Raw genomic sequence first — 21,812 nt, forward strand, 5'->3', positions numbered from 1 at the left:
GGGAAGTGGTGGATGGGGGGCATGAGGCACCTTAAGTTTTTTTCGCTATTCTGCCGCTCGAGCCATGCGCGCCTCGTTGAAGACTCGCTGCTGGGAAATGACCGAGCAATCGGTGTGTCCTTGTCCTTCCACAGGTTGGAGGATCTGGGCGGCGACTAACACGGCACGGTCACTAGGACAAAACTCCGATGACTTATGATCCAATTCTTCGAGGCTTCTCGGAAATGAAAGAATACAGGCGTCAGGGCTTCGTAAGCCGGCGACCCGTGCAATTGACTTGAGGATCAGCTTGTAGGCGCGCGTTGCGGTGATCTCGGCACCTCCGCGGTGGTGCAGCTTCGGGTCCGCGGCGTCGAGCCGAGCCATCGAAACGACGCCGACGTGATAGGGAGTAGTCTCATCGCCGAAACTTGTCGAGAAAACATACCGCCACGGGGATGCTTTGAGATCATACGGAACGAGCAAGTATTTGAATGACCGTGGCCCCCCGTCGGTAGCAGTTGCTCGGATGAACTGATTTCTAACCTTCTCAACGTCGAACTGGGTCGGGGTTGCGAGCAATTCGGGGCCGAGTTCAAGGCTCGATGTTTTCGTCGAAACGGGTGCAGATAGCACCCGTTGGAGGGCGCAAACCAGCGGCTGAACGAAATCAACGCTCTTCAAATCCGAATGGACATAAAGAATGACCTCGCTAGGTGCAATGAGGCCGCTGCTCGTCACGCGCGGCAGTCCCTGCGCCCATGAAATGGTTGCGCCGACGGGAAGCCAAGCAGTGACGAACAGAAGCAATAGTCCGCGGGTCAAACCCTTGCCCATCGGTTACTCTCAAAGCACCCGATTACTCTCCTTCACCTTCTCCGCATCGAGATACACGCTGCTCCCCATCTCCCTGAACTTGGCGCTCATTGCCGCCATGCCGTCCTCGATCGTGCCTGACACCGACATCCCCACGCTCGCCGGATCGTTCAGTGTCGCCGCGTAGTCCCGCACATCCTGGGTGATCTTCATCGAGCAGAATTTCGGGCCGCACATCGAGCAGAAATGGGCGACCTTGTGGGCTTCCTTCGGCAGGGTCTCGTCGTGGAAGTTCTTCGCGGTCTCGGGATCGAGGCCGAGGTTGAACTGGTCGGTCCAGCGGAAGTCGAACCTGGCGCGCGACAGGGCGTCGTCCCGGAGTTGCGCGGCGGGGTGGCCCTTGGCGAGGTCGGCGGCGTGGGCGGCGATCTTGTAGGTGATGACGCCGGTCTTGACGTCGTTGCGATCGGGCAGGCCGAGATGCTCCTTCGGCGTGACGTAGCAGAGCATGGCGCAGCCGAACCAGCCGATCATGGCGGCGCCGATGCCGGAGGTGATGTGGTCGTAGCCCGGCGCGATGTCGGTGGTCAGCGGACCCAAGGTGTAGAACGGGGCTTCGCCGCATTCCTTGAGCTGCTTGTCCATGTTGATCTTGATCTTGTGCATCGGCACGTGGCCGGGGCCTTCGATCATGACCTGGCAGCCCTTGTCCCAGGCGATCTTGGTCAGCTCGCCCAGCGTCTCGAGCTCGGCGAACTGCGCGCGGTCGTTGGCATCGGCGATCGAGCCGGGACGCAGGCCGTCGCCGAGCGAGAACGAGACGTCATACTTGCGCATGAGGTCGCAGATCTCGTCGAAATGGGTGTAGAGGAAGCTCTCCTTGTGATGCGCGAGGCACCACTTCGCCATGATCGAGCCGCCTCTGCTGACGATGCCGGTGACGCGGTTGGCGGTGAGATGGATGTAGGGCAGGCGCACGCCGGCGTGGATGGTGAAATAGTCGACGCCCTGTTCGCACTGCTCGATCAGCGTGTCCTTGTAGAGTTCCCAGGTCAACTGGACCGGATCGCCGTTGCACTTCTCCAGCGCCTGGTAGATCGGCACGGTGCCGATCGGCACCGGCGAGTTGCGCAGGATCCATTCGCGGGTGGTGTGGATGTTGCGCCCCGTGGAGAGGTCCATCACGGTGTCGGCGCCCCAGCGGATCGCCCACACCATCTTCTCGACTTCCTCCTCGACCGACGACGTCACGGCGGAGTTGCCGATATTGGCGTTGATCTTGGTCAGGAAGTTGCGGCCGATGATCATCGGCTCGAGCTCGGCGTGGTTGATGTTGGAGGGGATGATGGCGCGGCCGCGCGCGATCTCGCTTCGCACGAACTCGGGCGTGATGAAGGCCGGCACTGACGCACCAAAGCTTTCGCCATCGGCGAGCGCAGCTTCGGCGCGTTCGAGCTGCTGCTTGCGGCCGAGATTCTCGCGCTCGGCGACGTAGATCATCTCCTTGGTGATGATGCCAGCGCGAGCGAATTCGAGCTGGGTCACCTTGTGGCCATCGAGGCCGCGCAGCGGCTTGTGATGCGCAGTGAAGGCGCGCGCCGCCTTGTCGGCGGAGAGATTGCCGTTGTCCTCCGGCTTGATCGTGCGCCCCTCATATTCCTCGACGCCGCCGCGTTCCCTGACCCAGGCGAGACGGTTTCGCGGCAGGCCGGCATTGACGTCGATCACGATGGACGGATCGGTGTAGGGGCCCGAGGTGTCGTAGACCGGAAGATTGGGCTCGCCGGCGCCTTCGCTGAGGATGATCTCGCGCAGCGGCACGCGCAGGTCCGGCGCGGCATCGGGCGAGGCAAAAATCTTGCGCGAGGAAGGCAGCGGGCCGGTGGTGACGGCGGGAGTCGTGGTGTCAGGGTTGGAACGGATGTTCATGGAGTTCCTCCTTCATCTTATCTTGTCGTCATTCCGGACGGTCCGAAGGACCGATCCGGAATCTCGAGGTTGTGGCGCGAGATTCCGGGTTCGCGCTTTGCGCGCCCCGGAATGACGCTGGTGGTTGTTTCTCCGTCATTGCGAGCGTCAGCGAAGCAATCCATCGCGCCGCAAGCGGAGACGTGGATTGCTTCGTCGCTTCGCTCCTCGCAATGACGGGCGGTGAGAGTTGCATCATGCGGCCTTTGCGCTTTCGCCAAGCCATTGTCTGACCCGCGCATCGGGGTCGGCGTTCTGGGTGATGTCGGAGACGACGGCGATCGAGTCGGCGCCGGCGGCGAAGATCTCCGCGGACTGCTCGAACTTGATGCCGCCGATTGCAACCAGCGGGATGTTGCCGATGCGCTGCTTCCATTCGGTGATCTTCGGAATGCCCTGCGGGGCGAAGCGCATCGATTTCAGCGTGGTCGGGAAGATCGGGCCGAGCGCGACATAGTCAGGCTCGGCCTTCAGCGCGGTGGCAAGCTCCTCGTCGTCATGGGTGGAGATGCCGAGCGTCAGCCGCGCTTTACGGATCTCGGCAAGGTCGGCGTCGACAAGATCCTCCTGGCCGAGATGCAGATGCTCGGCTCCGGCGACGATCGCCGCGCGCCAATAGTCGTTGACGACCAGCTTTGTCGGCGTGCCCTTGGTCACCGCCAGCGCATCGGTGACGATCTGCAGCGCCTCGGCATCGTTCAGATCCTTGGCGCGGAGCTGGATCGTGCCGACGCCAAGTTTTGTCAGCCGCTCGACCCAGGCGACGCTGTCGACCACCGGGTAAAATGGATCAGGATACGCGTAGCGATCAGGATACGGCATGCCAGAACGGAGTCCCGATGACAGGGGTGGAGGGGGAGGCGAAATCGCGGGCTTCCATCAGGCCGGCCTCATAGGCGGCGCGGCCGGCCTCGACGCCGAGGCGGAATGCATTCGCCATCGCGACAGGATCGGCGGCTTTCGCCACCGCGGTATTGAGCAGCACCGCATCGTAGCCGAGTTCGAGGGCGTGGGCCGCATGCGAGGGCGCACCGATGCCGGCGTCGACCACCAGCCTGATGTCCGGCAGGCGGTCGCGCATGAGTTTCAGCGCGTCGCGATTGGTGATTCCCTTGGCGCTGCCGATCGGCGCGGCCCATGGCATCACCACCTTGCAGCCGGCATCGACCAGCCGCATCGCCACCGAAAGATCCTCGGTGCAATAAGGGAGCACCTCGAAGCCGTCCTTGATCAGGATCGAGGCGGCTTCGACCAGGCCGACGACATCGGGCTGCAGCGTGTCGTTGTCGGCGATCACCTCGAGCTTGATCAAGCTTGTGCTGAACAATTCGCGCGCAAGCTTTGCCGTGGTCACCGCCTCGCGCACGGTGCGGCAGCCGGCGGTGTTCGGCAGCACCGTGACATCAAGTTCGCGGATCAGCGACCAGAACGCATCGCCGGTCTTGCCGCCGGCGGCCTCGCGGCGCAGCGACACGGTGACGATGTTGGCGCCGGAGGCGCGGATCGCGGCCTGCATGATCGCGGGCGAAGGATAGAGCGCCGTGCCGATCAAGAGGCGGGAGGAGAAGGTCTTGCCGTAGAAGTTCAGCATGATGTCAATGTCCTCCGCTCGTCATTCCCGCATGCCGCAGGTCACCGCGAAAGCGGGGATCCAGTAACCCGCAGCGCTTTTGATTGAACCGCAACGCCGCCGCGTACTGGATCGCCCGGTCAAGCCGGGCGATGACGGCTGAATTTGTGGCGTGCCTACAACGGAGCCCTGTGGTTATGAGTCCCCGTTTTCGCGGGGACGACCGGCGGAGGGAGTGTGCGTTCATGGCTGTCACCCACCCTGCCGCGGCGTGATGATCTCGATCTCGTCGCCGGCTTTCAGCGCGGTCTCCGCCCAGCGGCTCTTCGGCAGCACGTCGTAATTCAGCGCGATCGCGAAATGGCTGCCTTCGTATTCGAGCTCGGCGAGCAGCGCGTCGACGCTGGCAGCTCGGATCTCCCGCGGCTCGCCGTTGACGATCACGCGCATTGCATCACCTCGTTGTCGATGGTGCCGCGCGCGACATAGGAGAGCGTCAGTTCCGCCAGCGCCGGCGCCAGCAGGAAGCCGTGACGGTAGAGGCCGTTGACGCTGATCCTGTCCTTGTCGATCCGGATCCGCGGCAGATTGTCGGGGAAGGCCGGGCGCAGGCCCGAGCCGAATTCGAGGATGCGCGCCTCGGCGAAGGCCGGGTGCACCGCGTAGGCGGCGCCCAGCAGTTCCAGCGCCGAACGGACGCTGACGCCGGTGTCCTCGGCTTCGATCGAGGTCGCGCCCAGCATGAAGCGGCCATCGCCGCGCGGGATCACATAGAGCGGCCAGCGCGGATGGATCAGCCGCACCTGGCGCGAAAGCTCGACCTCTGAGGTCTCGACGATGATCATTTCGCCCTTGACGCCGCGAAGCTCCGGCTCGTCCTCGCGCGCGGCGAGCCCGCGGCAGTCGATCACGATGCCCTCGATCTCTTCAGTGCGCGCCTCGCTGTTGAAGTGGATGGTGCCGCCGGCCTTGGCGATCGCGGCATGGAGCTGCGGCAGCACCCGCCGCGGCTCGACCAAGCCCTCCTCGGGATAGAACAGGGCGTCGCGGAAGCGGCCTTCCAGCGAGGGTTCGAGTTCGCCGAGCTCGCGGGCGTCGAGCCGGCAATAGCCCGACGTCAGCCGCGCGAAGCGTTCGAAATCGGCGCGGTCGCGCGGGTGCGTCACCACCAGCGAGCCGTTGAACGGGGCTTTGGGGAAAAGCTCGCGCCACAGCGCCAGCGAGCGCAGGCCGAGCCGGCTGATCACGGGCTCCGAGGCCTCGGCCTCGCACCAGGGGGCCAGCATCCCGCCGGCCCAATGGCTTGTGGATTCCGTCATCGCGGCGTCACTGCGCTCGTGCAAGGTGACGGCGTGACCGGCCCGCGCGAATAATAGCGCCTGCCAGGCGCCGGCAATGCCCGCGCCGATGATGGAGACGGGGGAATCCCCCCGCGGAGACTTGTTCTGGTACATCCCTGTCCCTTCGCCGGTATGACCCGGATCAGGTTCAAAGGGTCACCGCGGTCCCGGACATCGGCCGACATGGCCAAGCCCGAGCTTGCGATATCTCAGCTCCTCCTCGGAGCACCCCTCGGAACGCGTCTAATGTAAGCGGATGCGCAGGCCTGTCAACGTCGCGCTTCGCGGCCGCCCCTCAGTTGCCGGGGATCTGCTGTGCGTCGGCGTTGACCGTGCTTCCCAATGGCCCGGCCGCCGCCTGCTCGTTTTGCGATGCGGCGGCGAGCGTCGGACGGGCTTCCCCTCTGGCTTCCCGCAAGTGCTGCATCCGCTGCTGCTTGGCGGCGTAGTAGTACCCGCTGGCGTAGTAGCGCACGGCGCGGTCATGGTTGCCGCCGGCGGCACGGTAGGCGCCGGCGAGATATTTGATGCCGTAGGTGAGGTTGGTTTCGGGATCGCGCAGGCCCGCCGCATCGCCCTTGTAGCCGAGGCCGCGCGCGGTCGCGAGCTTGATCTGCATCAGCCCGATCGCGCCGCCGCGCCCGATCAGGTTCGGGTGATACTTGCTCTCGCGCACGATCACCCGGTGCACCAGCTCGTCCGGCACCAGATTAGCCTGCGCGTGGGACGCGACCAGCGCCTCATATTGCGAGCGCTGCTGCGCCTGCGCAGGCGAGCCCGTGAGCACCCCGGCAACGGCCGCAAGCGAGGTGAAAGCGAAGGGGAATTTCATCGAACGAGGTCTCGGCGACGGAATGGTCTGTTCCACTTACAGAACCGAATTGTTGCGGCCGCCGGGCATGGATGTGGCGATAATGAGGCGTTATGCGGCGGGCTTTAGTAAAGTCTTAGACGACGATTTGCCGCGCGGCCGCAAGATGGCTGTCGCGCAAATGACTCAATGCCGCCTTAGGATTTTGCATGACGGGCGCGGGGTTCAGCGCGTTCTGCAACGAAAATCAAGAAACGGCAATCAAAAAAGCCGACCAAGAAAAGTCGCACAAAGGGAGGACGCATCATGGCCCAATTTGATTCCGCCGACCTGCCGCGTGGCAATCCTTGCGCGCAATGCGGCAAGCCGATCACGAAGCCGGATTGGGTCGAGCGTGATGCCGGCCGCACCTTCTATCTCTGGCATTGCCGCGCCTGCGATTATCGCTTCGAGGCCATCGCGATCTATCCGGAACGCGACAGCGAGCACGCGCCGCTGGCCGCCTAGGCGTTTTGTTCGAGCATGATCTCCACGCAAACGCTTCGCGTTTGCGCCGTCAGCGCGCGTGCCGCCCACAGCCCGAGCGGCGTGAGCTGATGACCATGAACAGCAGCGTCATCATCCAGGGACCGCCGAGGAACGGAGGCCAGCGCCGATCCGCAAGCAGCCTTGCCGAGATCATCGCGCCGTCGGGCAGCACGACGCCGATCCTTGCGGTGTCGCCCGTGACCCTGGCGCCGCTCGTCAACGCTGACGCGAGTGTCCCGGGTTGCGCTTCGCTCCACCCGGGCTACGAAAGGGAAGGGTGGCTGTCTCGACGGCCGAGGAACCAGTCCTGGAATGCGGCGTTGAACCTCTCGATCATTCGTGGGGAGGGTCAGATGGCAGCCGACGCCAGCACCAATCCGCATCGGCTCATTGCCAGCGATCGCGTCGAAGGCACTGCGGTGCGGCGGCCGAACGGCGAGATGATCGGCCATATCGAACGGCTGATGATCGACAAGGTCTCCGGACAGGTATCCTATGCCGTGCTGAGCTTCGGCGGATTCTTCGGCTTGGGAACCAACTTGATTCCGGTCCCGTGGGCGCGGCTGCGCTACAATACTCGCTTCGAAGCCTATGAGCTCGACATCTCCGATGAAGAGTTGAAACGCGCGCCGTCGTTTCGCGCCGACAAGGATTTCGATTGGGGCGATCGGTCGCAGGAAGTCGAACTGCATCGCTATTACGGCATACCGCCTTATTGGGGCGGCTTCTGAAGCGCGCATCCGTCGCTTAACTTTTATCTTTTCGATTCGGTCTTCTGGATTCGATTGGCATCGCGGGTTCCGTCTCACTTGATACGGAACGCTTGCTGACGTGCCGGGTTTTCTCAGCATCGATTTCGAAACTGGAGGACCCCATCATGTTAGCGAAGTACACCATTACCGGTCTTGCGGCTTCGGCGCTGCTTGCCAGCGTCGCGTTCGCGCAAACGCCGAGCACGGCGACGGGAGACCGCCCGAGCACCGCGGAGACCACCACAACAACGGCTCCGTCATCGTTCAAAGGCAACTGGCGCGCGTCGAAAATGTCCGGCCTGAACGTCTATAACGACAGCAATGAGAGCATCGGCTCGATCAACGACATGTTGATGGACAAGAGCGGCAACATCAAAGCGGTCGTGATCGGCGTCGGCGGCTTCCTCGGCGTCGGCGAGCACCTCGTCGCCGTGCCGTTCGAGAAGGTCAAGTTCGTCAACGAGCCAGTCGCCTATACCGGCGCGTCGAACACCGGCGCGAAGCCGTCGGGCGGTGCCGGCACCGGCACCTCGACGACCACGGGCGCTGCGCCAAGTTCGACCTCGACTTCCAAGCCGAACCCCTGGTACCCCGATCACGCCGTCTACAGCGCGACCAAGGACGAGCTGAAGGCAATGCCGGAGTTCAAGTACGCGACCGACTAACGCGCATTTCTGACCTCCCCCGCCTGCGGGGGAGGTCATCGCGCGCGCAGCGCGAAGGCGGTTTGGGACTCTCTCAACGCGAGAGAGTACAAAGCGCATGACAAAGTACGAGCCCCCTTAGCCGGCCCGCGCGAGGGCGCGCAATATTCGGCGCGGCTGCAACCCCGGTCGGACGTGATCGAAGTCCTCTAAGCAATCCAGAACGTAAACCTGCTGTAGCCGGCGGCCGCCTCAGGCGCGTTCGAATCCAGATCTGATTTCGGACGGCCGCGCATCCTGCTGAAGAGCGCCGCTTGGCGGCTTTGCCGTATTTGGCTGTTCGCTTACAATCGTAATCGTTTCTCGCGAGACCGAAATAGCGCGGCAACACGCGCCCTTCAAACTGAAGGCAGTATCGGCAGTGGGAAGCAGCTCCGGCGTGGCCAGTCCTCGCTGACGCTCTACGTATCGAGCCGGATGACGCCCGCTACGCCGACGCAATTATCGCAATCGCGGCCACGGACTGGCTGGAGGGTCAACGAGCGTCGAGCGAGTAGCGCGCCACAGGAGATGCGATGAGAACGTTCGCTTTCAGACGGCTGCAGTGTGCTTGCGCCGTTCTACTGCTCAGCGCGCCCGCTACCGCGGCTGAATTCAAGTCGGAATCCGCCGGTACGACCACCATTCCGGCAGCGATGCATCGCGTCTATGTGCTGGATGCCGCGCTTCCGCACATCGTCGATGGACGCATCTACGTGCTCGATGCGGCCGATCTCAGCCTGAAGGGAATGTTGGAAGCGGGCTTCGCCGGGATGATGCTCGCAGCCCCGGACAGGCGCCGGATCTATGTCGCAACGACGTTCTACGAACGATTAACGCGTGGCAAGCGGATCGACGTGGTCCAGGTGTTCGACGATCAGACCTTGAAAGTGATCGACGAAATCCCGATTCCAACACGCCGAGCGCAGGCGCTCAGCTATCGCAGCCTGTTTCAGCGCTCCAGCGACGGCAATGTCCTCTTCATCCAGAACGCGACGCCTGCGACCTCGATCAGCGTCGTCGACACGGCGAGCAAGCGCCAGCTCGAAACGCCGGCCCCCGGGTGTTATGGCATCTATCCCGCGCCGACCAAACCACTGCGCTTCAGCACGCTATGCGGTGACGGCACGATTGGCACCTACACGATGTCGTCGAATTTCCAGTCATCCGAGCGCAAGACGAGCGCCAAGCTGTTCGATACCGGCGCCGATCCGCTCTTCATCCATGCCGAGCGCGATCAGGACGGTTACGTCTTCCTGAGCTTCAAGGGCAAGCTGTTGCGCGCCTCGCTCGACGGCGAAAGCGCGACGATCACGGAGACGCTCGATATCATTCCCCCCGACGCCGCCGATTGGGCGCCGGGCGGCTATCAGCCGTTCGCGGTCGATCCCAAGTCGGGAATGGCCTACATCCTGATGCACCCCGGCAACAAGGATGGTGACCACAAGAATCCGAGTGCCGAGATCTGGGCCTATGACCTCCGCGGCAAGCGATTGGTTGCGCGGTCGCGGGCGGCCAATCTGACGTCGCTGACGCTTTCGGCCGTCGATCCGGCGCTTCTATTCGGGATCAATCCGGTCGATCTGACGATCGAGCGTTTCACGATCGACGCCAGTTCACACCAAATATCGCGCGCGGGACAGATCAGGCTTGGCGAGACGGCCGCTTTGGTCGAGGCTCCCAGATGAATTGGCAGCTCGATCCATTGCTGCATCTGGTCGCGACGGGTTTTGTCATCGTAGTGCTGGCACGCGCCGTCGTGGAGAAACTTTCCGCCTATGGCTTCTTCGTCGCCAACCTGCAGGACTATCGGCTGCTGCCGGATGCGCTTGCGCCCGTTGCGGCGCCGACCTTGCTGATAGCGGAGCTTGCAGCGATCCTGTGTCTGCCGCTGCCGACAATCAGCGCGATCGGGTCCATCACCGCAGCCTCGCTGTTCGCCATTTATGCTCTCGCGATGGCCATGGTCCTGCTCGCCGGCCGCCACGAGATCGAATGCGGCTGCGGCGGCGAAGGGCAGGTGGTGAGCTGGGCGCTGGTGGCGCGGAACGGCGTACTCGGCGCGATCAGCGCTTCCATCCCGTTGCCAACTTCGAACCGCGCGATGAGCTGGCCGGACATGCTGGTTGGCGTGGCTGCCACATTCCTGGTCTTCCTTCTGCTGGCGATTGCCGAAAAGGCCATCGGGACGTTCGCGGCGATTCGGCGGCTAGGTTCCGGCTCGCATTGATGAGGTGTCCATGGACGGTCTTGTTGTCGCGTTTGCGCTGCTCTGGGTGCTGGTGATCGCGCTGGCGATTGCGGTGTTCGCGCTGGCGCGCCAGGTCGGCATCCTGTTCGAGCGGATTGCCCCGATGGGAGCACTCATCACCGACTCCGGCCCCACGGTCGGCGAAAAGATTTCACGCTTCGATCTGACCGCATTGGATGGTCGCGCCGTTGCGATCGGCTCGGCCACCCTGCGCTCGCAGCTCCTGTTCTTCGTCTCGCCGACATGCCCGGTCTGCAAGAAGCTTCTGCCGATCCTCTCCTCGGTCGCGGCGGCCGAGAGCTCCTGGCTCGATGTCGTGCTTGCCGGCGATGGCGACGCTGCGGCACACCGCACCTTCGTCGCACGGCGTCGCCTGGAGAAATTTCCCTTCGTGCTTTCGCGCGAGCTCGGCATAGCGTTTCGCGTCAGCCGCCTGCCTTATGCCGCGTTGATCGACAGCACAGGAGCCGTGCGGGCGAAGGGGCTGATCAACAATCGCGAGCAGCTCGAAAGCTTGTTCAACGCTCGCGAGCTCGGTGTCTCATCGGTGCAGTCGTATCTCGATGCGGTGCGCACGGCCCAGTAGTTTCGCTGATTTCGGAGAAGCCGGATGTCGGACATCATCATCAACAGGCTGATGGCGGCCTTCGACCGCGCCGCCGAGCAGGCCTTTCGCCGCTCGGCCCAGGCGATCGGGCGGCGCTCCGCGCTCAGCACAATCGGAAAACTGCTGGTGGGTGGCGCAATGCTCCCGGTGCTTCCGTTCGACCGATCCAGCGGAGTCCACGCAGCCGACGCGCCGAAGGCGGATGCCGCCGACGGCAGTTGCGACTACTGGCGCTATTGTGCGCTGGACGGCTTCCTCTGCTCGTGCTGTGGCGGCAGCGTCTCGGCCTGCCCGCCTGGTGCCGAGCCGTCCAAGGTGACCTGGATCGGAACCTGTCACAACCCGGACGAGGGCAAGGATTATCTGGTCTCCTACAATGACTGCTGCGGCAAGACGAGCTGCGGCCGCTGCCTGTGCAACGGCAATGTCGGCGAGCGCCCCGGCTATCGGATGGGCCTTCACAACGACATCAACTGGTGCATGGCCAATACCCAGAGCATGTACCACTGCACGGTCTCGGTGCTCGTCGGCATGGCGGAGAGCAAATGAAGGCCACCCGCGTCCTTGCCGGCGCGGCGCTCGTCCTGGCTTGCTCGGCGCCTGCGTTGGCTGCAGACGGGGCCAAGGTCTATGCCGAGACCTGCCAGGCCTGCCATCAGGCGGGCGGCGTCGGATCGCCGGGGCTCGCGCAGCCGCTCGTCTCGTCGGTGATCGCCAACGCGGCCAGCCGACAGAAGGACTACCCAGCCATGGTGGTGATCCATGGCATGTCCGGGTCGCTTTCGCTGTCAGGCGGCGACGTGATTGCGAGCGCGATGCCGCCGCAGCAAGGATTGAACGATGATGAGATTGCGGCCGTCGTCAGCTACGTCTATCGGCTCAATCGCATGAAGGCCTCGGTGAAGCCTGCGGACGTCGCCGGGGTTCGGGCGCAGTCAGCCGGCGGTGACGAACTGAAGCGAATCCGCTCCGGGCTGATGCCATGAAACGTCTCGCCACGCTCTTATTGGTAATCTCGATGCTTGTCGGCGCTGGGGCGGCGAACGCCGATGAAAACGTTGACTATCTCTACCGGCTGCATTGCTCCGGTTGCCACGGCGTCGATGGTGCAGGATCCAAGGTCGGTCGCATTCCACCCTTTCCTGGCATTGTCGGGCATTTCGCCGACAGCCCGGACGGGCGACTCTACCTCGTGCACGTGCCGGGGGTTGCCGGTGCGGCGCTGCCTGATGCTGAGACGGCAGAACTACTGAACTACGTGTTGCGTAGCTGGGGACGCCAAGAGCAGGCGGTGCGCGCGAGAGATTTCACGGCCGGGGAAGTGCGCGGCCTTCGAGAAATGCGCATGGACGATATTACCGCACTACGACAGAAGCTCGGCATAGAGCTTGCCAAACGGCGCATCTCAATCGCGTATTGAGGCGGAGCGGTTCGGGCCGCCCTTTGGCAGCGTCACCTCTGGCGCTATCCCAGCTCAAAAGTGGTGACGCCGAATATCCGCTCCAGCCGCAATGGCGGCACCGGGCCGGTATACATGCGCGCGGTCTCGAACACAGGCGCAAGGCCCAGATCGTGCGCCAACGCGATCGCGTCGCGGTTGATGCCGGGAACGTCGAGGAAGGTCTCGCCGTCGCCTACGCGGGCCAGCAAAGCCGACAGAACCACCTCGGCGCTGGCGCGGTCGTCGGCGACCAGCGGGCCGATCTTGCGGCCGCTGCGGCACGGACGGATCACGCCCCAACCGGCAAGCTCGCCGTCGCGCAGGAGCGCACAACCGACATGCCCGGGCGAGCCGATCCAGGCGCGCAGGAATGCGGTGCGCCGCGCCGGAAACACCGTCGCGTCATAGGCCTCCACGGTTGCCAATGGCACGTCGCGTAGCCTGACGACCTTGGCCTGCGGCGCATCCGGAGCCGTGACTGTTCCGCCATAACGGATGTTGGCATAAGCGAGCTCGAACCCGGACTTCCTGTAGTTGTCCTGCTGCGCCACCACGCCATCGAGCCCGATCACACGTCGGCCGGCATGCGCGATGGCCGCGTTCCATAGGCGCAGACCATAACCGCGGCCGCGCAAGTCCTTCCGGACGATGTAGAAGCCGAGGAAGGCGAAGCTCTCATCGTAATTGACGCAGGACACGGTCGCGACCGGGGCGCCGTCGCGTTCGCCGATGAAGAAGCCTTCCGGATCGGTCGCGGCGAAGCAGGCGGCGTCGGCGAAGCCTGGATTCCAGCCTTCGGCGGCCGCCCAGTCCACGGCTATCGAGATTTCGTCCGGCCGCATGTTGCGGATGCGCAGGCCGTCTGTCGCGGGCGATCGTACAGATGGACTCATGAACCGATATCACCACGAATGAGCTCTTGCCGGCAAATGAAGAAACGCCGCGGCGGCTGCGCTCGGGCTGGACTGCGCACCCGGATTTGAATCGCTTCCCAACCGGCGGGTGTCTATGCTGCGCTCATGTCCCGATTCATGTGTCTCTTGATTGCCATCGCCCTATCGCTGCTGCCGGTCGTGGCGCCGGCTGCGCCGGCTCATAAACGAGTGCCGCCTCGCTGGCACGGCTACGGCTTCCTCCCGGGCTATCGTCAGCCACCGAACAACAGCCTTCCGCTCTACGCCGAGAAAGCTTCGGTTTCGCGGATGGCGCGCCGCAACCGGCGCCCTTGGTACATCGATCCAGTCCCACGGTATTACGGGTACGATGGTGAGTGGCACTATTTCGGCCGGCCTGGCTTTTACGGCGGTCGCTACAATGGCGGCAGCTTCGGCCCCTGCTGGACACGGACGCCGATCGGGCCGATCTGGAATTGCGGCTGATGAGCGCGTACTCACTGCCCGCGTTTTGCGCGTCTTTGGCGCTGAAGCATCCTTGAAAGCTGAAGCACCCTTGCAAAGCGGAAGCACACCTGGAAAGCTGAAGTAGACTTGGAAAAAAGCCTACACAGGACTCAGTCAGGGTGCGAGCTCTGCTCTGACCTCACCGAGCAGCGCCATGCCACCTAGCCGGCCCAATTCGTCCGAACATTTCGCGCTCTTGCCGTAGCAGCCGAATGCAACCGCTACGCGCTGCGAAAGTGGTCCGATGCATCTCTGACTTATGGTTCAGCCAGCGCTGATGATGTAGCGAGGGCGCCTCGCGGCTCACTTCTTCACCGTCTTCGCCTGGGCCTTCGGTGGCGCCGGCTCTTTCTTCGGCACGGCCGGCTTGGCGTTGTCGACGGCGGTGTTGATGTCCTCGATCAGCTTCGACACGCGCGCGGCATTGCTGCCGAGGTCGGCCTCGAAATAGCGCGAGGCGGAGCGGATATCGACCCGCGAGTCCTCGCCATCAGGCATGATGCGGATCGCGATGTCCTCGCGGAAGCCCATGATCGGCGTGCGCGCCACCGCCTCGATGCGGCCGATGCGGCGCGGTGGCGTCGGCGGCCGCTCGTCGATGACGAGCCATTTGCGCCGGTGCACGAGCTGCAGCGTCACCGCGTAGGCGCGGTCCACCGGCACCTCGAGCTCCACGGTCTCGATATTGGGGTAGGCGCGGCGCTGCTGCTCGGCCGAGTAGAGCCCGGCATAGGCGGCCGAATTGGTGTCGTCGCTGGTGCGCAGGCGCGCCAGCGCTTCGAACCGCGGCGGATCGACCGGATCGGTGGTGATGTCGTGGATCGGCGGCAGCCGGCGATATTGCACGGCGAGATAGGCCGGATAGGCGAGCACCAGCGCGTCGATCAGGAAAGCCAGCAGGATGCGGCCCATGCCGCGCGAGCCGTTCTGCCAGATCGCGGCGAAGGCGGCAAAGCCGATCAGGATCGAAAGTCCGGCAAGGACCAATGCGCCGAAGAAGGTCGCGAGCGCCGGCTTCATCTCCAGGAAACCGAAGCGGACGATCAGGACCGAGACCACCACCGCGACGATGGAGAAGATCGCCAGGTTGCGCGCCCAGGTGGCGAGGCTGGACACCGGTTCCGATTGGTAGGGAACGGAAAACCTGCGGGCCATCGTCGAAAATCTGCCGCCTGAGACGTTGCGGGGCCGGGAAGTACCTGGCTGCTGCTGGCCGTGTGAGACCACGAACCTGCGGCAAATTCAAGGGAATTTGGAGCCTTCACCTTCTCCCTTGTGGGAGAAGGTGAAGCTCGCACAAATGCGCGCCGGACAAGGGATTGTCTCCGCGAGCGCTGGCCTTTGTGGAGAGAACCCCTCACCCTGGTGAGTCCGCTGCCGGCAGCGGAGCTGCCCTCTCCCACAAGGGGCGAGGGCACATCAATTGGCAGCGATCGTTTCTCCCGCGAGAGGGAGAGGGTACATCGTTGGCGTTGATCCTACGCCGCGGCGGTCGGGAGGCTGTAGCTCTTGAACTGATCGCGCAGCGCGGTCTTCAGGATCTTGCCGGTTGCGGTGTGTGGAATGCCGTCGACGAAGACGACGTCGTCGGGCATCCACCATTTCGCGATCTTGCCGTCCATGAACTTCAGGATCTCCTCGCGCGTCGCCTGCTGGCCCTGCTTGAGTTGCACGATCAGCAGCGGACGTTCGTCCCACTTCGGATGGTAGACGCCGATCACGGCGGCTTCGGCCACGGCCGGATGGCCGACCGCGAGGTTCTCCAGGTCGATCGACGAGATCCATTCGCCGCCGGACTTGATCACGTCCTTGGAGCGGTCGGTGATCCGCATATAGCCGTGCGCATCGACCGTCGAGACGTCGCCGGTGTCGAAGTAGCCCTCTTCATCGAGGATGTTGCCGTCGACGCGGAAATAGGCCTTGGCAATCGACGGGCCGGAGACCTTGAGCCGGCCGAAAGTCTTGCCGTCCCACGGCAACTCCTTGCCCGCATCGTCGGTGATCTTCATCTGGACGCCGAACGGCGGGTAGCCCTGCGTCTGCAGGATGTCGAGCCGTTCCTCGCCGGTGCGTTCGGCGAAGGGCGGTTTCAGCGCGGCGACCGTCCCGATCGGGCTCATCTCGGTCATGCCCCAGGCATGGCGCGGTTCCACGCCCATCTTGAGGAAGGCATCGATCATCGATCGCGGCATCGCCGAGCCGCCGCATATCACCATCTCCAGATGCGGCAGCTTCAGGCTATTGGCGGCCATGTGCTGCAGCAGCATCAGCCACACAGTCGGCACCCCGGCGGTGTGCGTGACCTTCTCGGTATCCAGCAATTCGTAGACCGAGGCGCCGTCGAGCTTCGGCCCGGGCATCACGAGCTTGGTGCCCATCGAGGGCGCGGAGAAAGCGATGCCCCAGCTATTGGCATGGAACAGCGGGACCACCGGCAGCATTGTATCTGTCGCGGATGTGCCCAGCGCATCCTTGTTGTTGGCCATGAGCGCATGCAGCACGTTGGAACGGTGCGAATACAATACGCCTTTGGGATCGCCCGTGGTGCCCGACGTGTAGCACATCGCTGCTGCGGTGTTCTCGTCGAACGTCTTCCACTGGAACTTGCCGTCGGATGCCGCGATCCAGTCTTCATAGGCGACCGCGTTCTTCAGCGTGGTCTCCGGCATATGCGCCTTGTCGGTCAGCACGATATAGCGCTCGACGCTCGGAAGCTTGTCGGCGATCTTCTCCAGCACGGGCACGAAGGTGAGGTCGGTCATCACCACGCGATCCTGGGCGTGGTTGATGATCCAGGCGATCTGTTCCGGAAACAGGCGCGGGTTGACGGTATGGCAGATCGCGCCGATACCCATGATGCCGTACCAGACTTCGAGATGGCGCCAGGTGTTCCAGGCGATGGTGGCGACACGGTCTCCGAGCTTGATGCCGTCGCGCTCCAGGCTTTGCGAGACCTTCAGCGCGCGCGCATGGATCTCGGCATAGGTGGTGCGGTGGATCGGGCCTTCGACCGACCGCGTCACGACCTCTTGTGTGCCGTGATACTTCGCTGCGTGTTCGATAATCCGGTGACACAGCAAAGGCCAGTCTTGCATCAAACCAAGCATACGAACGTCCCTCCTCAGTGTTCTTCCCTCGCATGACCGGCCGGCCGGACAGTATGGCCAGCCGTCCAATCATGAAATTGACATGAACTGTAGCGCGGAGAAAGCAAGCCGAAAATCCAATTATGGTGCGTTTGGCCGCACCGGAATGGCACTGGTTACCGCTGTAGCCATATTGCTCGGAATGCTGGCCGAACCCGCCGTGGCAGCCCGCAGATCGGTCCCGTTTCCCTTCGCTGACCTGTTCGCGCCGCCCCGATCAAGACCGCATCGCGCCGTCCATCGGGCAGTGGTGGTGCCATTGCCAAAGCCGCGTCCGGCCGAGGCGCCTGCCGCGAAGCCGCCTGAGCCGCCCGCAGCCGCCGAAAAGGCCCGTCCGGCCGACCATGGCAAGGCCGCCGAAAAAGCGCCGCCGACCGACCACGGCAAAGCCGCCGACAAGACACCCGACGACAAGGCGGCCGAGACGGCTCCGCCGCCGCAGCCCTCGGCCTGCCGGCAGGCACTGACGGAGGAGATCGCCATCGCGCCAAGCGTCCCCGACATCCATGGTCCCGGCGCCTGTGGCGGCGACGATCTGGTGCGGCTGGAGGCGATCGTCCTGCCCGACAAGCGAAAGGTTGCGGTGAAGCCGGCAGCGATCCTCCGCTGCATCATGGCCACGGCCATCGCCGATTGGGTGCGCTCCGACATCGCGCCGCTGGCGACAGGGCTCGGCAGCAGTATCAGCGAACTCGATAATTTCGATTCGTTCGAATGTCGCGGCCGCAACCGCGTCAATGGCGCGCAGCTCTCCGAGCATGGCCGCGCCAATGCGATCGATGTCCGCGCCTTCAAGCTCACGAACGGCCGCTCGATCTCGCTCACCGACCGCATTGTGCCGCGCGATCTGCGCGAGAGCGTGCTGCATTCGGCCTGCACGCGTTTCACGACCGTGCTGGGGCCTGGCTCCGACGGCTACCATGAGGACCACATCCATCTCGACCGGATGGAGCGGCGCAACAATTATCGGATCTGCCAGTGGGATGTCTGGGATCCGATGCCGGCCATCGCCCCCCTGCTGCCGGCTGAGCGCCCCGAGCAGGCGCCGCCGCGCGAGGTCGCGGCAAAGCATGATCCGGAGAGCGACGCCAAAACTGGCAGCAAGTCGGATGGGTCCAAGTCGGAGAATACGAAGCCGGAGAATGCGAAGTCGGAGAATACGAAGCCGGATGCTGGCAATTCCGATGCGGCGCAGTCAAAACGTGCGGCGACCAAACCGGAGCCAACAAAAAAGCGCCGGCATAGCCGGCGCCCCTGATCGCGTCTCGTGCGAGCGGACTACTGCACCATGGCGTTGCTGCCGCCGCCCTGCAGCGCCATCTTCGAATTGAACGGCGAGTCGCCGTGCTTCGGCTCCAGCACCACCACGACCGTGCCGACACCGACGCGGTCATAAAGGTCGATCACGTCCTCATTGGTCATGCGGATGCAGCCGGAGGAGATCGAGGCGCCGATATATTCCGGCTGGTTGGTGCCGTGGATGCGGAACAGCGTGTCCTTGCCGCCGGAGTACAGATAGAGCGCGCGCGAACCCATCGGATTGTCAGGTCCCGGTGCCACATAGGTCGGAACGCCGAGCCGGGAGATTTCGCCGGGGGTCGGATGCCAGGCCGGCCACTCGGTCTTGCTGCCGACCTTGGCAATGCCGGACCATGCCATGGCTTCTTCGCCGACGGTGATGCCGTAGCGGATCGCCTTGCCGTCCTTCTGCACCAGGTAAAGATAATGGTTGTCGGAATCGACCACGATGGAACCCGGCGCCTCCTTGCGGTGATAATCCACAATGGCGCGGCGGAACGGCTCGGCAACCGGGACTTTCGCGTAGGTGGTCTTCGCCAGCAGGTCCTTGTCGCGCTGCTTGAAGTTGGCGGTGTTGGTTGCTTCGTAAGTTGTGGCCTGCATGCAACCCGACAGCATCAGGCCGGCTGCCACAATTCCCAGCATAACTTTCAGCGACGACATGGTGCACTTCCGTTGAAAAACCTGCGTTCGCAGCGCGAAAAGTGCGCCCCAATCGCCACGATTCCATAGTTCTATTGGTCGCATTATTGCCGAAACCTGCCGCTATTCCCAGCGTTTAGAGACCTATCCCGCGCTGCGGGACCTCTGCTGTGGCTTTTTTGCCGCAATCCTGACATCGGCGGCCGGTTTCTGGGCAGATCGGCAACGGTTGCCAAATCGGGCCGCGCCGGAGCCATTTCCGCGCCACAAATATGCATGGGCGGTTAAGGCGCCGTCATGAAGCCCTTGCCAGAATCGCGTTTAGTCCTGTTGGGTGCGCCGGTGCCCGGTTCCGGAGTTGCTGATGCTGTCGGTGTTCGTTCCTTTCGATCTCGCGCTGAAAAAGGCCGTTTCCCCCGAGCTCGCGGCACTGCCGGAGAACGCGGTCTGGATCGATATGGTCAGGCCGACCCCGGAGGAGGACCGTGCCGTGGAGCGGCTCGCCGGGATCGCGGTGCCGACCCGCGAAGACATGCAGGAAATCGAGATTTCCAGCCGGCTCTATATCGAGAACGGCGCGCGCTACATGACCGCGACGCTAATGTGCCATTCCGACACCGACATGCCCCGCACCACGGCGGTCACCTTCATCCTGGCCGGCCATCGGCTGGTGACCGTGCGCTACGAACAGCCGAAACCGTTCGCGCTGGTCGAGGCCAAGCTTGGGCGGTCCTGCGCGCCCACAATCAACGGCGAGATGGTGCTGATGGAACTGCTCGACGCGGTGATCGATCGCTGCGCCGACATCCTGGAGCGTTGCGGTTCCGAGATCGACCAGGTCTCGCACGACATCTTCGAACCTGAGAGCGAGCGGCACGGCCATGCCAAGCAATATTCGCGGATCCTGATCGAAATCGGCCGCAAGGGCGACCTGACCTCGAAAGTGCGTGAAAGCCTGGTTTCGATCGGTCGCGTCGTCACCTTCATGTCGGCGGTGATCGAAGGCGTCAAATGGTCCAAGGACATGCGCGAGCAGCTCAAGACCATGCAGCGCGACGTCGCCTCGCTCACCGACCACGCCTCCTATCTCTCCAGCAAGATCACCTTCACGCTCGACGCCATGCTCGGTGTCGTCAATCTCGAGCAGAACAACATCATCAAGCTGTTTTCGGTGATGGCCGTGGTGCTGATGCCGCCGACCCTGATCGCGTCGATCTACGGCATGAACTTCAAGACTATGCCCGAACTCGACTGGCCGCACGGCTATCCGATCGCGCTCGGAATGATGCTGATCGCGGCGATCGTGCCGTACTGGATTTTCAAGTTGAAGAAGTGGCTGTAGCTACTCTGAAGTCGAGTTCCATTGCAGTCGCCATTGCGGCAACAAAGCTGCCGCAATTCCTCCGCTAATCCTCCGCTAAAATTTGAGTGTTGCGCTGAACGTTTGAGCGAAACTTTGCTGCGATAACCGCCGGCCTCAAGCCGGAGGACAGCAATGGTTGAGAAGATCATAACGCCACGGCGTAACATCATCGACTTCGCGCGCTATCAGCAGGACCGCATGGTCGGAAAGATGCAGGCGATATCGCCGCGCATCTGCCGTCACTGCGGCGCTGCCCTGCTCGATGGCGAAAACGAAGACGAGTGCTCCAGCGCGTTCAACACCAGCGCGCCGCGAGTAGTAGAGAAGCCGCGTAAGTTCTACGCGGATTGACGGCCAGGACGGCCGCTTGACGAGTGCAAGCAAAGCAATCCAGAAGACGACGGCGGAAACGGTCTGGATTGCTTGGTGCTCTCATTTGTTCTCAGCAGCGATCACCGGTCCTATACGTGCTGACCACCATTGATGTGGATCTCGGCGCCGTTCACGTAGGAACTGGTCTCCGTGCACAGCACGTAGATGATCTTGGCGACTTCGTCTGGTGTGCCCAGGCGATGCATCGGGATCTGCTGCTCGACGATCTTCTCGGTGCCCGGCGACAGGATCGAGGTGTCGATCTCGCCCGGGGCGATCGAGTTGACGCGGACGCCGACGCGGCCGAAATCGGAAGCCATCTCGCGCGTCAGTGCCGCGAGCGCCGCTTTCGAAGTGGCATAGGCCGCGCCCGCGAACGGGTGCACGCGTGAGCCGGCGATCGAGGTGACGTTCACCACCGCGCCCTTGGCGGTCTTGAGCTCGTTGATCAGCCCGCGCGCCAGCATGATCGGCGCGAAGAAATTTACGCGGAAGACGTGCAGCCAGGTGTCGATATCGGTGTCCATGGTGCCGAGCCGCGCACCGCCGGGACCTTTCGGCGAGATCGCCGCATTGTTGACCAGCGCGTGCAGCTCGTCGTTCTCCAGCCGTCTGCGGATCTCCGAGATCGCGCGCACGGTGTCGTCATGGTCGCCGAAGTCGACCTCGATGTGATCTTCCGGTCCCGCGCCCCACGGGCACACTTCCGGAAAGGCGTGGCGCGAGCAGGTGATCACGCGCCAGCCGGCCGAGGAGAAGCGGATCGCGGTGGCATGGCCGATGCCGCGGCTGGCGCCGGTCAGGAGCAGCGTGCGCCGCGGCGCATTGGAGATGTTCGGCATGG

The 21,812-nt window shown here is 63.5% G+C and carries 26 protein-coding genes and 1 riboswitch; of the genes, 13 read left to right on the plus strand and 13 right to left on the minus strand.

Going from position 1 to position 21,812, the window contains the following annotated elements:
* Nucleotides 1-45: 45 nt before the first annotated feature.
* From I6F35_RS14070 to I6F35_RS14100, 7 genes are all read right to left on the minus strand, one after another.
* Entirely contained in the window at nucleotides 46-816 is a 771-nt protein-coding gene (locus I6F35_RS14070) for a hypothetical protein (protein ID WP_225118274.1), read from the minus strand.
* Nucleotides 817-825: 9 nt separating this feature from the next.
* On the minus strand, nucleotides 826-2,724 hold the full coding sequence (gene thiC, locus I6F35_RS14075; RefSeq protein ID WP_225118275.1) for a phosphomethylpyrimidine synthase ThiC: 1,899 nt from the start codon (nucleotides 2,722-2,724) through the stop codon (nucleotides 826-828).
* A gap of 234 nt (nucleotides 2,725-2,958) precedes the next feature.
* Nucleotides 2,959-3,585: a thiamine phosphate synthase gene (locus I6F35_RS14080; RefSeq protein WP_225118276.1), complete on the minus strand. Its 627-nt coding sequence runs from the start codon at nucleotides 3,583-3,585 to the stop codon at nucleotides 2,959-2,961.
* Complete coding sequence (locus I6F35_RS14085; protein ID WP_225118277.1) at nucleotides 3,572-4,354, minus strand: thiazole synthase; 783 nt, start codon at nucleotides 4,352-4,354, stop codon at nucleotides 3,572-3,574. Before I6F35_RS14085 ends, I6F35_RS14080 begins: the two co-directional genes overlap by 14 nt.
* A 231-nt stretch (nucleotides 4,355-4,585) precedes the next feature.
* Nucleotides 4,586-4,783 carry a sulfur carrier protein ThiS gene (gene thiS / locus I6F35_RS14090; RefSeq protein ID WP_225118278.1) on the minus strand — a complete coding sequence of 66 codons (198 nt, stop codon included), beginning with the start codon at nucleotides 4,781-4,783 and terminating at the stop codon, nucleotides 4,586-4,588.
* Nucleotides 4,774-5,787: an FAD-dependent oxidoreductase gene (locus tag I6F35_RS14095; protein ID WP_225118279.1), complete on the minus strand. Its 1,014-nt coding sequence runs from the start codon at nucleotides 5,785-5,787 to the stop codon at nucleotides 4,774-4,776. The genes thiS and I6F35_RS14095 overlap by 10 nt, the downstream gene beginning before the upstream one ends.
* Nucleotides 5,775-5,916: riboswitch (TPP riboswitch) on the minus strand. Its footprint overlaps the gene before it by 13 nt.
* Nucleotides 5,917-5,968: 52 nt before the next feature.
* Nucleotides 5,969-6,505: a lytic transglycosylase domain-containing protein gene (locus I6F35_RS14100; RefSeq protein WP_225118280.1), complete on the minus strand. Its 537-nt coding sequence runs from the start codon at nucleotides 6,503-6,505 to the stop codon at nucleotides 5,969-5,971.
* A 285-nt stretch (nucleotides 6,506-6,790) separates the two neighbouring features.
* On the opposite strand from I6F35_RS14100, the gene I6F35_RS14105 reads away from it, so the two are divergent.
* Nucleotides 6,791-6,991, plus strand: coding sequence for a hypothetical protein (locus I6F35_RS14105; protein ID WP_225118281.1), 201 nt, complete (start codon nucleotides 6,791-6,793; stop codon nucleotides 6,989-6,991).
* 49 nt (nucleotides 6,992-7,040) lie between these two features.
* Here the strand turns inward: I6F35_RS14105 and I6F35_RS14110 are convergent, their stop codons facing one another.
* The gene (locus I6F35_RS14110; protein WP_225118282.1) at nucleotides 7,041-7,232 is read right to left on the minus strand and encodes a hypothetical protein; all 192 of its coding nucleotides are present in this window, start codon (nucleotides 7,230-7,232) and stop codon (nucleotides 7,041-7,043) included.
* Between the two features lie 133 nt (nucleotides 7,233-7,365).
* On the opposite strand from I6F35_RS14110, the gene I6F35_RS14115 reads away from it, so the two are divergent.
* The 8 genes from I6F35_RS14115 to I6F35_RS14150 all read left to right on the plus strand — a co-directional run bounded on the left by I6F35_RS14115 (nucleotide 7,366) and on the right by I6F35_RS14150 (nucleotide 12,725).
* The gene (locus I6F35_RS14115; protein ID WP_225118283.1) at nucleotides 7,366-7,743 is read left to right on the plus strand and encodes a PRC-barrel domain-containing protein; all 378 of its coding nucleotides are present in this window, start codon (nucleotides 7,366-7,368) and stop codon (nucleotides 7,741-7,743) included.
* A gap of 146 nt (nucleotides 7,744-7,889) precedes the next feature.
* The gene (locus tag I6F35_RS14120) at nucleotides 7,890-8,429 is read left to right on the plus strand and encodes a PRC-barrel domain-containing protein (protein ID WP_225118284.1); all 540 of its coding nucleotides are present in this window, start codon (nucleotides 7,890-7,892) and stop codon (nucleotides 8,427-8,429) included.
* Nucleotides 8,430-8,983: 554 nt separating this feature from the next.
* Complete coding sequence (locus I6F35_RS14125; RefSeq protein WP_225118285.1) at nucleotides 8,984-10,135, plus strand: amine dehydrogenase large subunit; 1,152 nt, start codon at nucleotides 8,984-8,986, stop codon at nucleotides 10,133-10,135.
* Nucleotides 10,132-10,677 carry a MauE/DoxX family redox-associated membrane protein gene (locus tag I6F35_RS14130; RefSeq protein ID WP_225118286.1) on the plus strand — a complete coding sequence of 182 codons (546 nt, stop codon included), beginning with the start codon at nucleotides 10,132-10,134 and terminating at the stop codon, nucleotides 10,675-10,677. Before I6F35_RS14125 ends, I6F35_RS14130 begins: the two co-directional genes overlap by 4 nt.
* A gap of 10 nt (nucleotides 10,678-10,687) precedes the next feature.
* Nucleotides 10,688-11,284: a methylamine dehydrogenase accessory protein MauD gene (gene mauD / locus I6F35_RS14135; protein WP_225118287.1), complete on the plus strand. Its 597-nt coding sequence runs from the start codon at nucleotides 10,688-10,690 to the stop codon at nucleotides 11,282-11,284.
* A gap of 24 nt (nucleotides 11,285-11,308) precedes the next feature.
* Nucleotides 11,309-11,854: a methylamine dehydrogenase light chain gene (locus I6F35_RS14140; RefSeq protein ID WP_225118288.1), complete on the plus strand. Its 546-nt coding sequence runs from the start codon at nucleotides 11,309-11,311 to the stop codon at nucleotides 11,852-11,854.
* Nucleotides 11,851-12,291, plus strand: a complete 441-nt coding sequence (locus I6F35_RS14145) for a cytochrome c (RefSeq protein WP_225118289.1) — start codon at nucleotides 11,851-11,853, stop codon at nucleotides 12,289-12,291. The genes I6F35_RS14140 and I6F35_RS14145 overlap by 4 nt, the downstream gene beginning before the upstream one ends.
* A complete protein-coding gene (locus tag I6F35_RS14150) occupies nucleotides 12,288-12,725 on the plus strand; it encodes a cytochrome c (protein WP_225118290.1) in 438 nt (145 codons plus the stop codon). Before I6F35_RS14145 ends, I6F35_RS14150 begins: the two co-directional genes overlap by 4 nt.
* Before the next feature lie 44 nt (nucleotides 12,726-12,769).
* On the opposite strand, the gene I6F35_RS14155 is transcribed toward I6F35_RS14150, so the two are convergent.
* Nucleotides 12,770-13,639 (minus strand): GNAT family N-acetyltransferase, encoded by an 870-nt coding sequence (locus I6F35_RS14155; RefSeq protein WP_225118291.1) that lies wholly within the window; start codon nucleotides 13,637-13,639, stop codon nucleotides 12,770-12,772.
* A 126-nt stretch (nucleotides 13,640-13,765) separates the two neighbouring features.
* Here I6F35_RS14155 and I6F35_RS14160 point away from each other — a divergent pair, with 126 nt between their 5' ends.
* Nucleotides 13,766-14,125, plus strand: coding sequence for a hypothetical protein (locus I6F35_RS14160; protein WP_225118292.1), 360 nt, complete (start codon nucleotides 13,766-13,768; stop codon nucleotides 14,123-14,125).
* Nucleotides 14,126-14,449: 324 nt separating this feature from the next.
* Here the strand turns inward: I6F35_RS14160 and I6F35_RS14165 are convergent, their stop codons facing one another.
* Nucleotides 14,450-15,301, minus strand: a complete 852-nt coding sequence (locus I6F35_RS14165) for a DUF1499 domain-containing protein (protein ID WP_225118293.1) — start codon at nucleotides 15,299-15,301, stop codon at nucleotides 14,450-14,452.
* 323 nt (nucleotides 15,302-15,624) lie between these two features.
* Entirely contained in the window at nucleotides 15,625-17,253 is a 1,629-nt protein-coding gene (locus I6F35_RS14170) for a fatty-acid--CoA ligase (protein ID WP_225118294.1), read from the minus strand.
* Nucleotides 17,254-17,434: 181 nt separating this feature from the next.
* Here I6F35_RS14170 and I6F35_RS14175 point away from each other — a divergent pair, with 181 nt between their 5' ends.
* Nucleotides 17,435-18,550 carry an extensin family protein gene (locus tag I6F35_RS14175; RefSeq protein ID WP_225118476.1) on the plus strand — a complete coding sequence of 372 codons (1,116 nt, stop codon included), beginning with the start codon at nucleotides 17,435-17,437 and terminating at the stop codon, nucleotides 18,548-18,550.
* A gap of 20 nt (nucleotides 18,551-18,570) precedes the next feature.
* Here I6F35_RS14175 and I6F35_RS14180 read toward each other — a convergent pair whose 3' ends face one another.
* Complete coding sequence (locus I6F35_RS14180; protein WP_225118295.1) at nucleotides 18,571-19,254, minus strand: L,D-transpeptidase; 684 nt, start codon at nucleotides 19,252-19,254, stop codon at nucleotides 18,571-18,573.
* Between the two features lie 343 nt (nucleotides 19,255-19,597).
* Between I6F35_RS14180 and I6F35_RS14185 the strand changes: the two genes are divergently transcribed.
* Nucleotides 19,598-20,575 (plus strand): magnesium transporter CorA family protein, encoded by a 978-nt coding sequence (locus I6F35_RS14185; RefSeq protein ID WP_225118296.1) that lies wholly within the window; start codon nucleotides 19,598-19,600, stop codon nucleotides 20,573-20,575.
* Nucleotides 20,576-20,728: 153 nt separating this feature from the next.
* Complete coding sequence (locus I6F35_RS14190) at nucleotides 20,729-20,947, plus strand: hypothetical protein (RefSeq protein WP_225118297.1); 219 nt, start codon at nucleotides 20,729-20,731, stop codon at nucleotides 20,945-20,947.
* A gap of 110 nt (nucleotides 20,948-21,057) precedes the next feature.
* On the opposite strand, the gene I6F35_RS14195 is transcribed toward I6F35_RS14190, so the two are convergent.
* Complete coding sequence (locus I6F35_RS14195; protein ID WP_225118298.1) at nucleotides 21,058-21,810, minus strand: SDR family oxidoreductase; 753 nt, start codon at nucleotides 21,808-21,810, stop codon at nucleotides 21,058-21,060.
* Nucleotides 21,811-21,812: the final 2 nt, after the last annotated feature.

This window comes from Bradyrhizobium sp. BRP22 (assembly GCF_020194175.1).
In the GTDB taxonomy this organism is placed as follows: Bacteria; Pseudomonadota; Alphaproteobacteria; order Rhizobiales; family Xanthobacteraceae; genus Bradyrhizobium.

What these genes read in the sequence shown, in the direction of transcription:
- I6F35_RS14140 (WP_225118288.1), top strand. Translation starts at nt 11,309, where the DNA reads ATGTCGGACATCATCATCAACAGGCTGATGGCGGCCTTCGACCGCGCC.
- I6F35_RS14100 (WP_225118280.1), bottom strand. Translation starts at nt 6,505, where the DNA reads ATGAAATTCCCCTTCGCTTTCACCTCGCTTGCGGCCGTTGCCGGGGTG.
- mauD (WP_225118287.1), top strand. Translation starts at nt 10,688, where the DNA reads ATGGACGGTCTTGTTGTCGCGTTTGCGCTGCTCTGGGTGCTGGTGATC.
- I6F35_RS14185 (WP_225118296.1), top strand. Translation starts at nt 19,598, where the DNA reads ATGCTGTCGGTGTTCGTTCCTTTCGATCTCGCGCTGAAAAAGGCCGTT.
- I6F35_RS14165 (WP_225118293.1), bottom strand. Translation starts at nt 15,301, where the DNA reads ATGGCCCGCAGGTTTTCCGTTCCCTACCAATCGGAACCGGTGTCCAGC.
- I6F35_RS14105 (WP_225118281.1), top strand. Translation starts at nt 6,791, where the DNA reads ATGGCCCAATTTGATTCCGCCGACCTGCCGCGTGGCAATCCTTGCGCG.
- thiC (WP_225118275.1), bottom strand. Translation starts at nt 2,724, where the DNA reads ATGAACATCCGTTCCAACCCTGACACCACGACTCCCGCCGTCACCACC.
- I6F35_RS14150 (WP_225118290.1), top strand. Translation starts at nt 12,288, where the DNA reads ATGAAACGTCTCGCCACGCTCTTATTGGTAATCTCGATGCTTGTCGGC.
- I6F35_RS14125 (WP_225118285.1), top strand. Translation starts at nt 8,984, where the DNA reads ATGAGAACGTTCGCTTTCAGACGGCTGCAGTGTGCTTGCGCCGTTCTA.
- thiS (WP_225118278.1), bottom strand. Translation starts at nt 4,783, where the DNA reads ATGCGCGTGATCGTCAACGGCGAGCCGCGGGAGATCCGAGCTGCCAGC.
- I6F35_RS14195 (WP_225118298.1), bottom strand. Translation starts at nt 21,810, where the DNA reads ATGCCGAACATCTCCAATGCGCCGCGGCGCACGCTGCTCCTGACCGGC.
- I6F35_RS14130 (WP_225118286.1), top strand. Translation starts at nt 10,132, where the DNA reads ATGAATTGGCAGCTCGATCCATTGCTGCATCTGGTCGCGACGGGTTTT.
- I6F35_RS14085 (WP_225118277.1), bottom strand. Translation starts at nt 4,354, where the DNA reads ATGCTGAACTTCTACGGCAAGACCTTCTCCTCCCGCCTCTTGATCGGC.
- I6F35_RS14155 (WP_225118291.1), bottom strand. Translation starts at nt 13,639, where the DNA reads ATGAGTCCATCTGTACGATCGCCCGCGACAGACGGCCTGCGCATCCGC.
- I6F35_RS14115 (WP_225118283.1), top strand. Translation starts at nt 7,366, where the DNA reads ATGGCAGCCGACGCCAGCACCAATCCGCATCGGCTCATTGCCAGCGAT.
- I6F35_RS14190 (WP_225118297.1), top strand. Translation starts at nt 20,729, where the DNA reads ATGGTTGAGAAGATCATAACGCCACGGCGTAACATCATCGACTTCGCG.
- I6F35_RS14145 (WP_225118289.1), top strand. Translation starts at nt 11,851, where the DNA reads ATGAAGGCCACCCGCGTCCTTGCCGGCGCGGCGCTCGTCCTGGCTTGC.
- I6F35_RS14070 (WP_225118274.1), bottom strand. Translation starts at nt 816, where the DNA reads ATGGGCAAGGGTTTGACCCGCGGACTATTGCTTCTGTTCGTCACTGCT.
- I6F35_RS14170 (WP_225118294.1), bottom strand. Translation starts at nt 17,253, where the DNA reads ATGCTTGGTTTGATGCAAGACTGGCCTTTGCTGTGTCACCGGATTATC.
- I6F35_RS14120 (WP_225118284.1), top strand. Translation starts at nt 7,890, where the DNA reads ATGTTAGCGAAGTACACCATTACCGGTCTTGCGGCTTCGGCGCTGCTT.
- I6F35_RS14160 (WP_225118292.1), top strand. Translation starts at nt 13,766, where the DNA reads ATGTCCCGATTCATGTGTCTCTTGATTGCCATCGCCCTATCGCTGCTG.
- I6F35_RS14180 (WP_225118295.1), bottom strand. Translation starts at nt 19,254, where the DNA reads ATGTCGTCGCTGAAAGTTATGCTGGGAATTGTGGCAGCCGGCCTGATG.
- I6F35_RS14095 (WP_225118279.1), bottom strand. Translation starts at nt 5,787, where the DNA reads ATGTACCAGAACAAGTCTCCGCGGGGGGATTCCCCCGTCTCCATCATC.
- I6F35_RS14080 (WP_225118276.1), bottom strand. Translation starts at nt 3,585, where the DNA reads ATGCCGTATCCTGATCGCTACGCGTATCCTGATCCATTTTACCCGGTG.
- I6F35_RS14175 (WP_225118476.1), top strand. Translation starts at nt 17,435, where the DNA reads ATGCTGGCCGAACCCGCCGTGGCAGCCCGCAGATCGGTCCCGTTTCCC.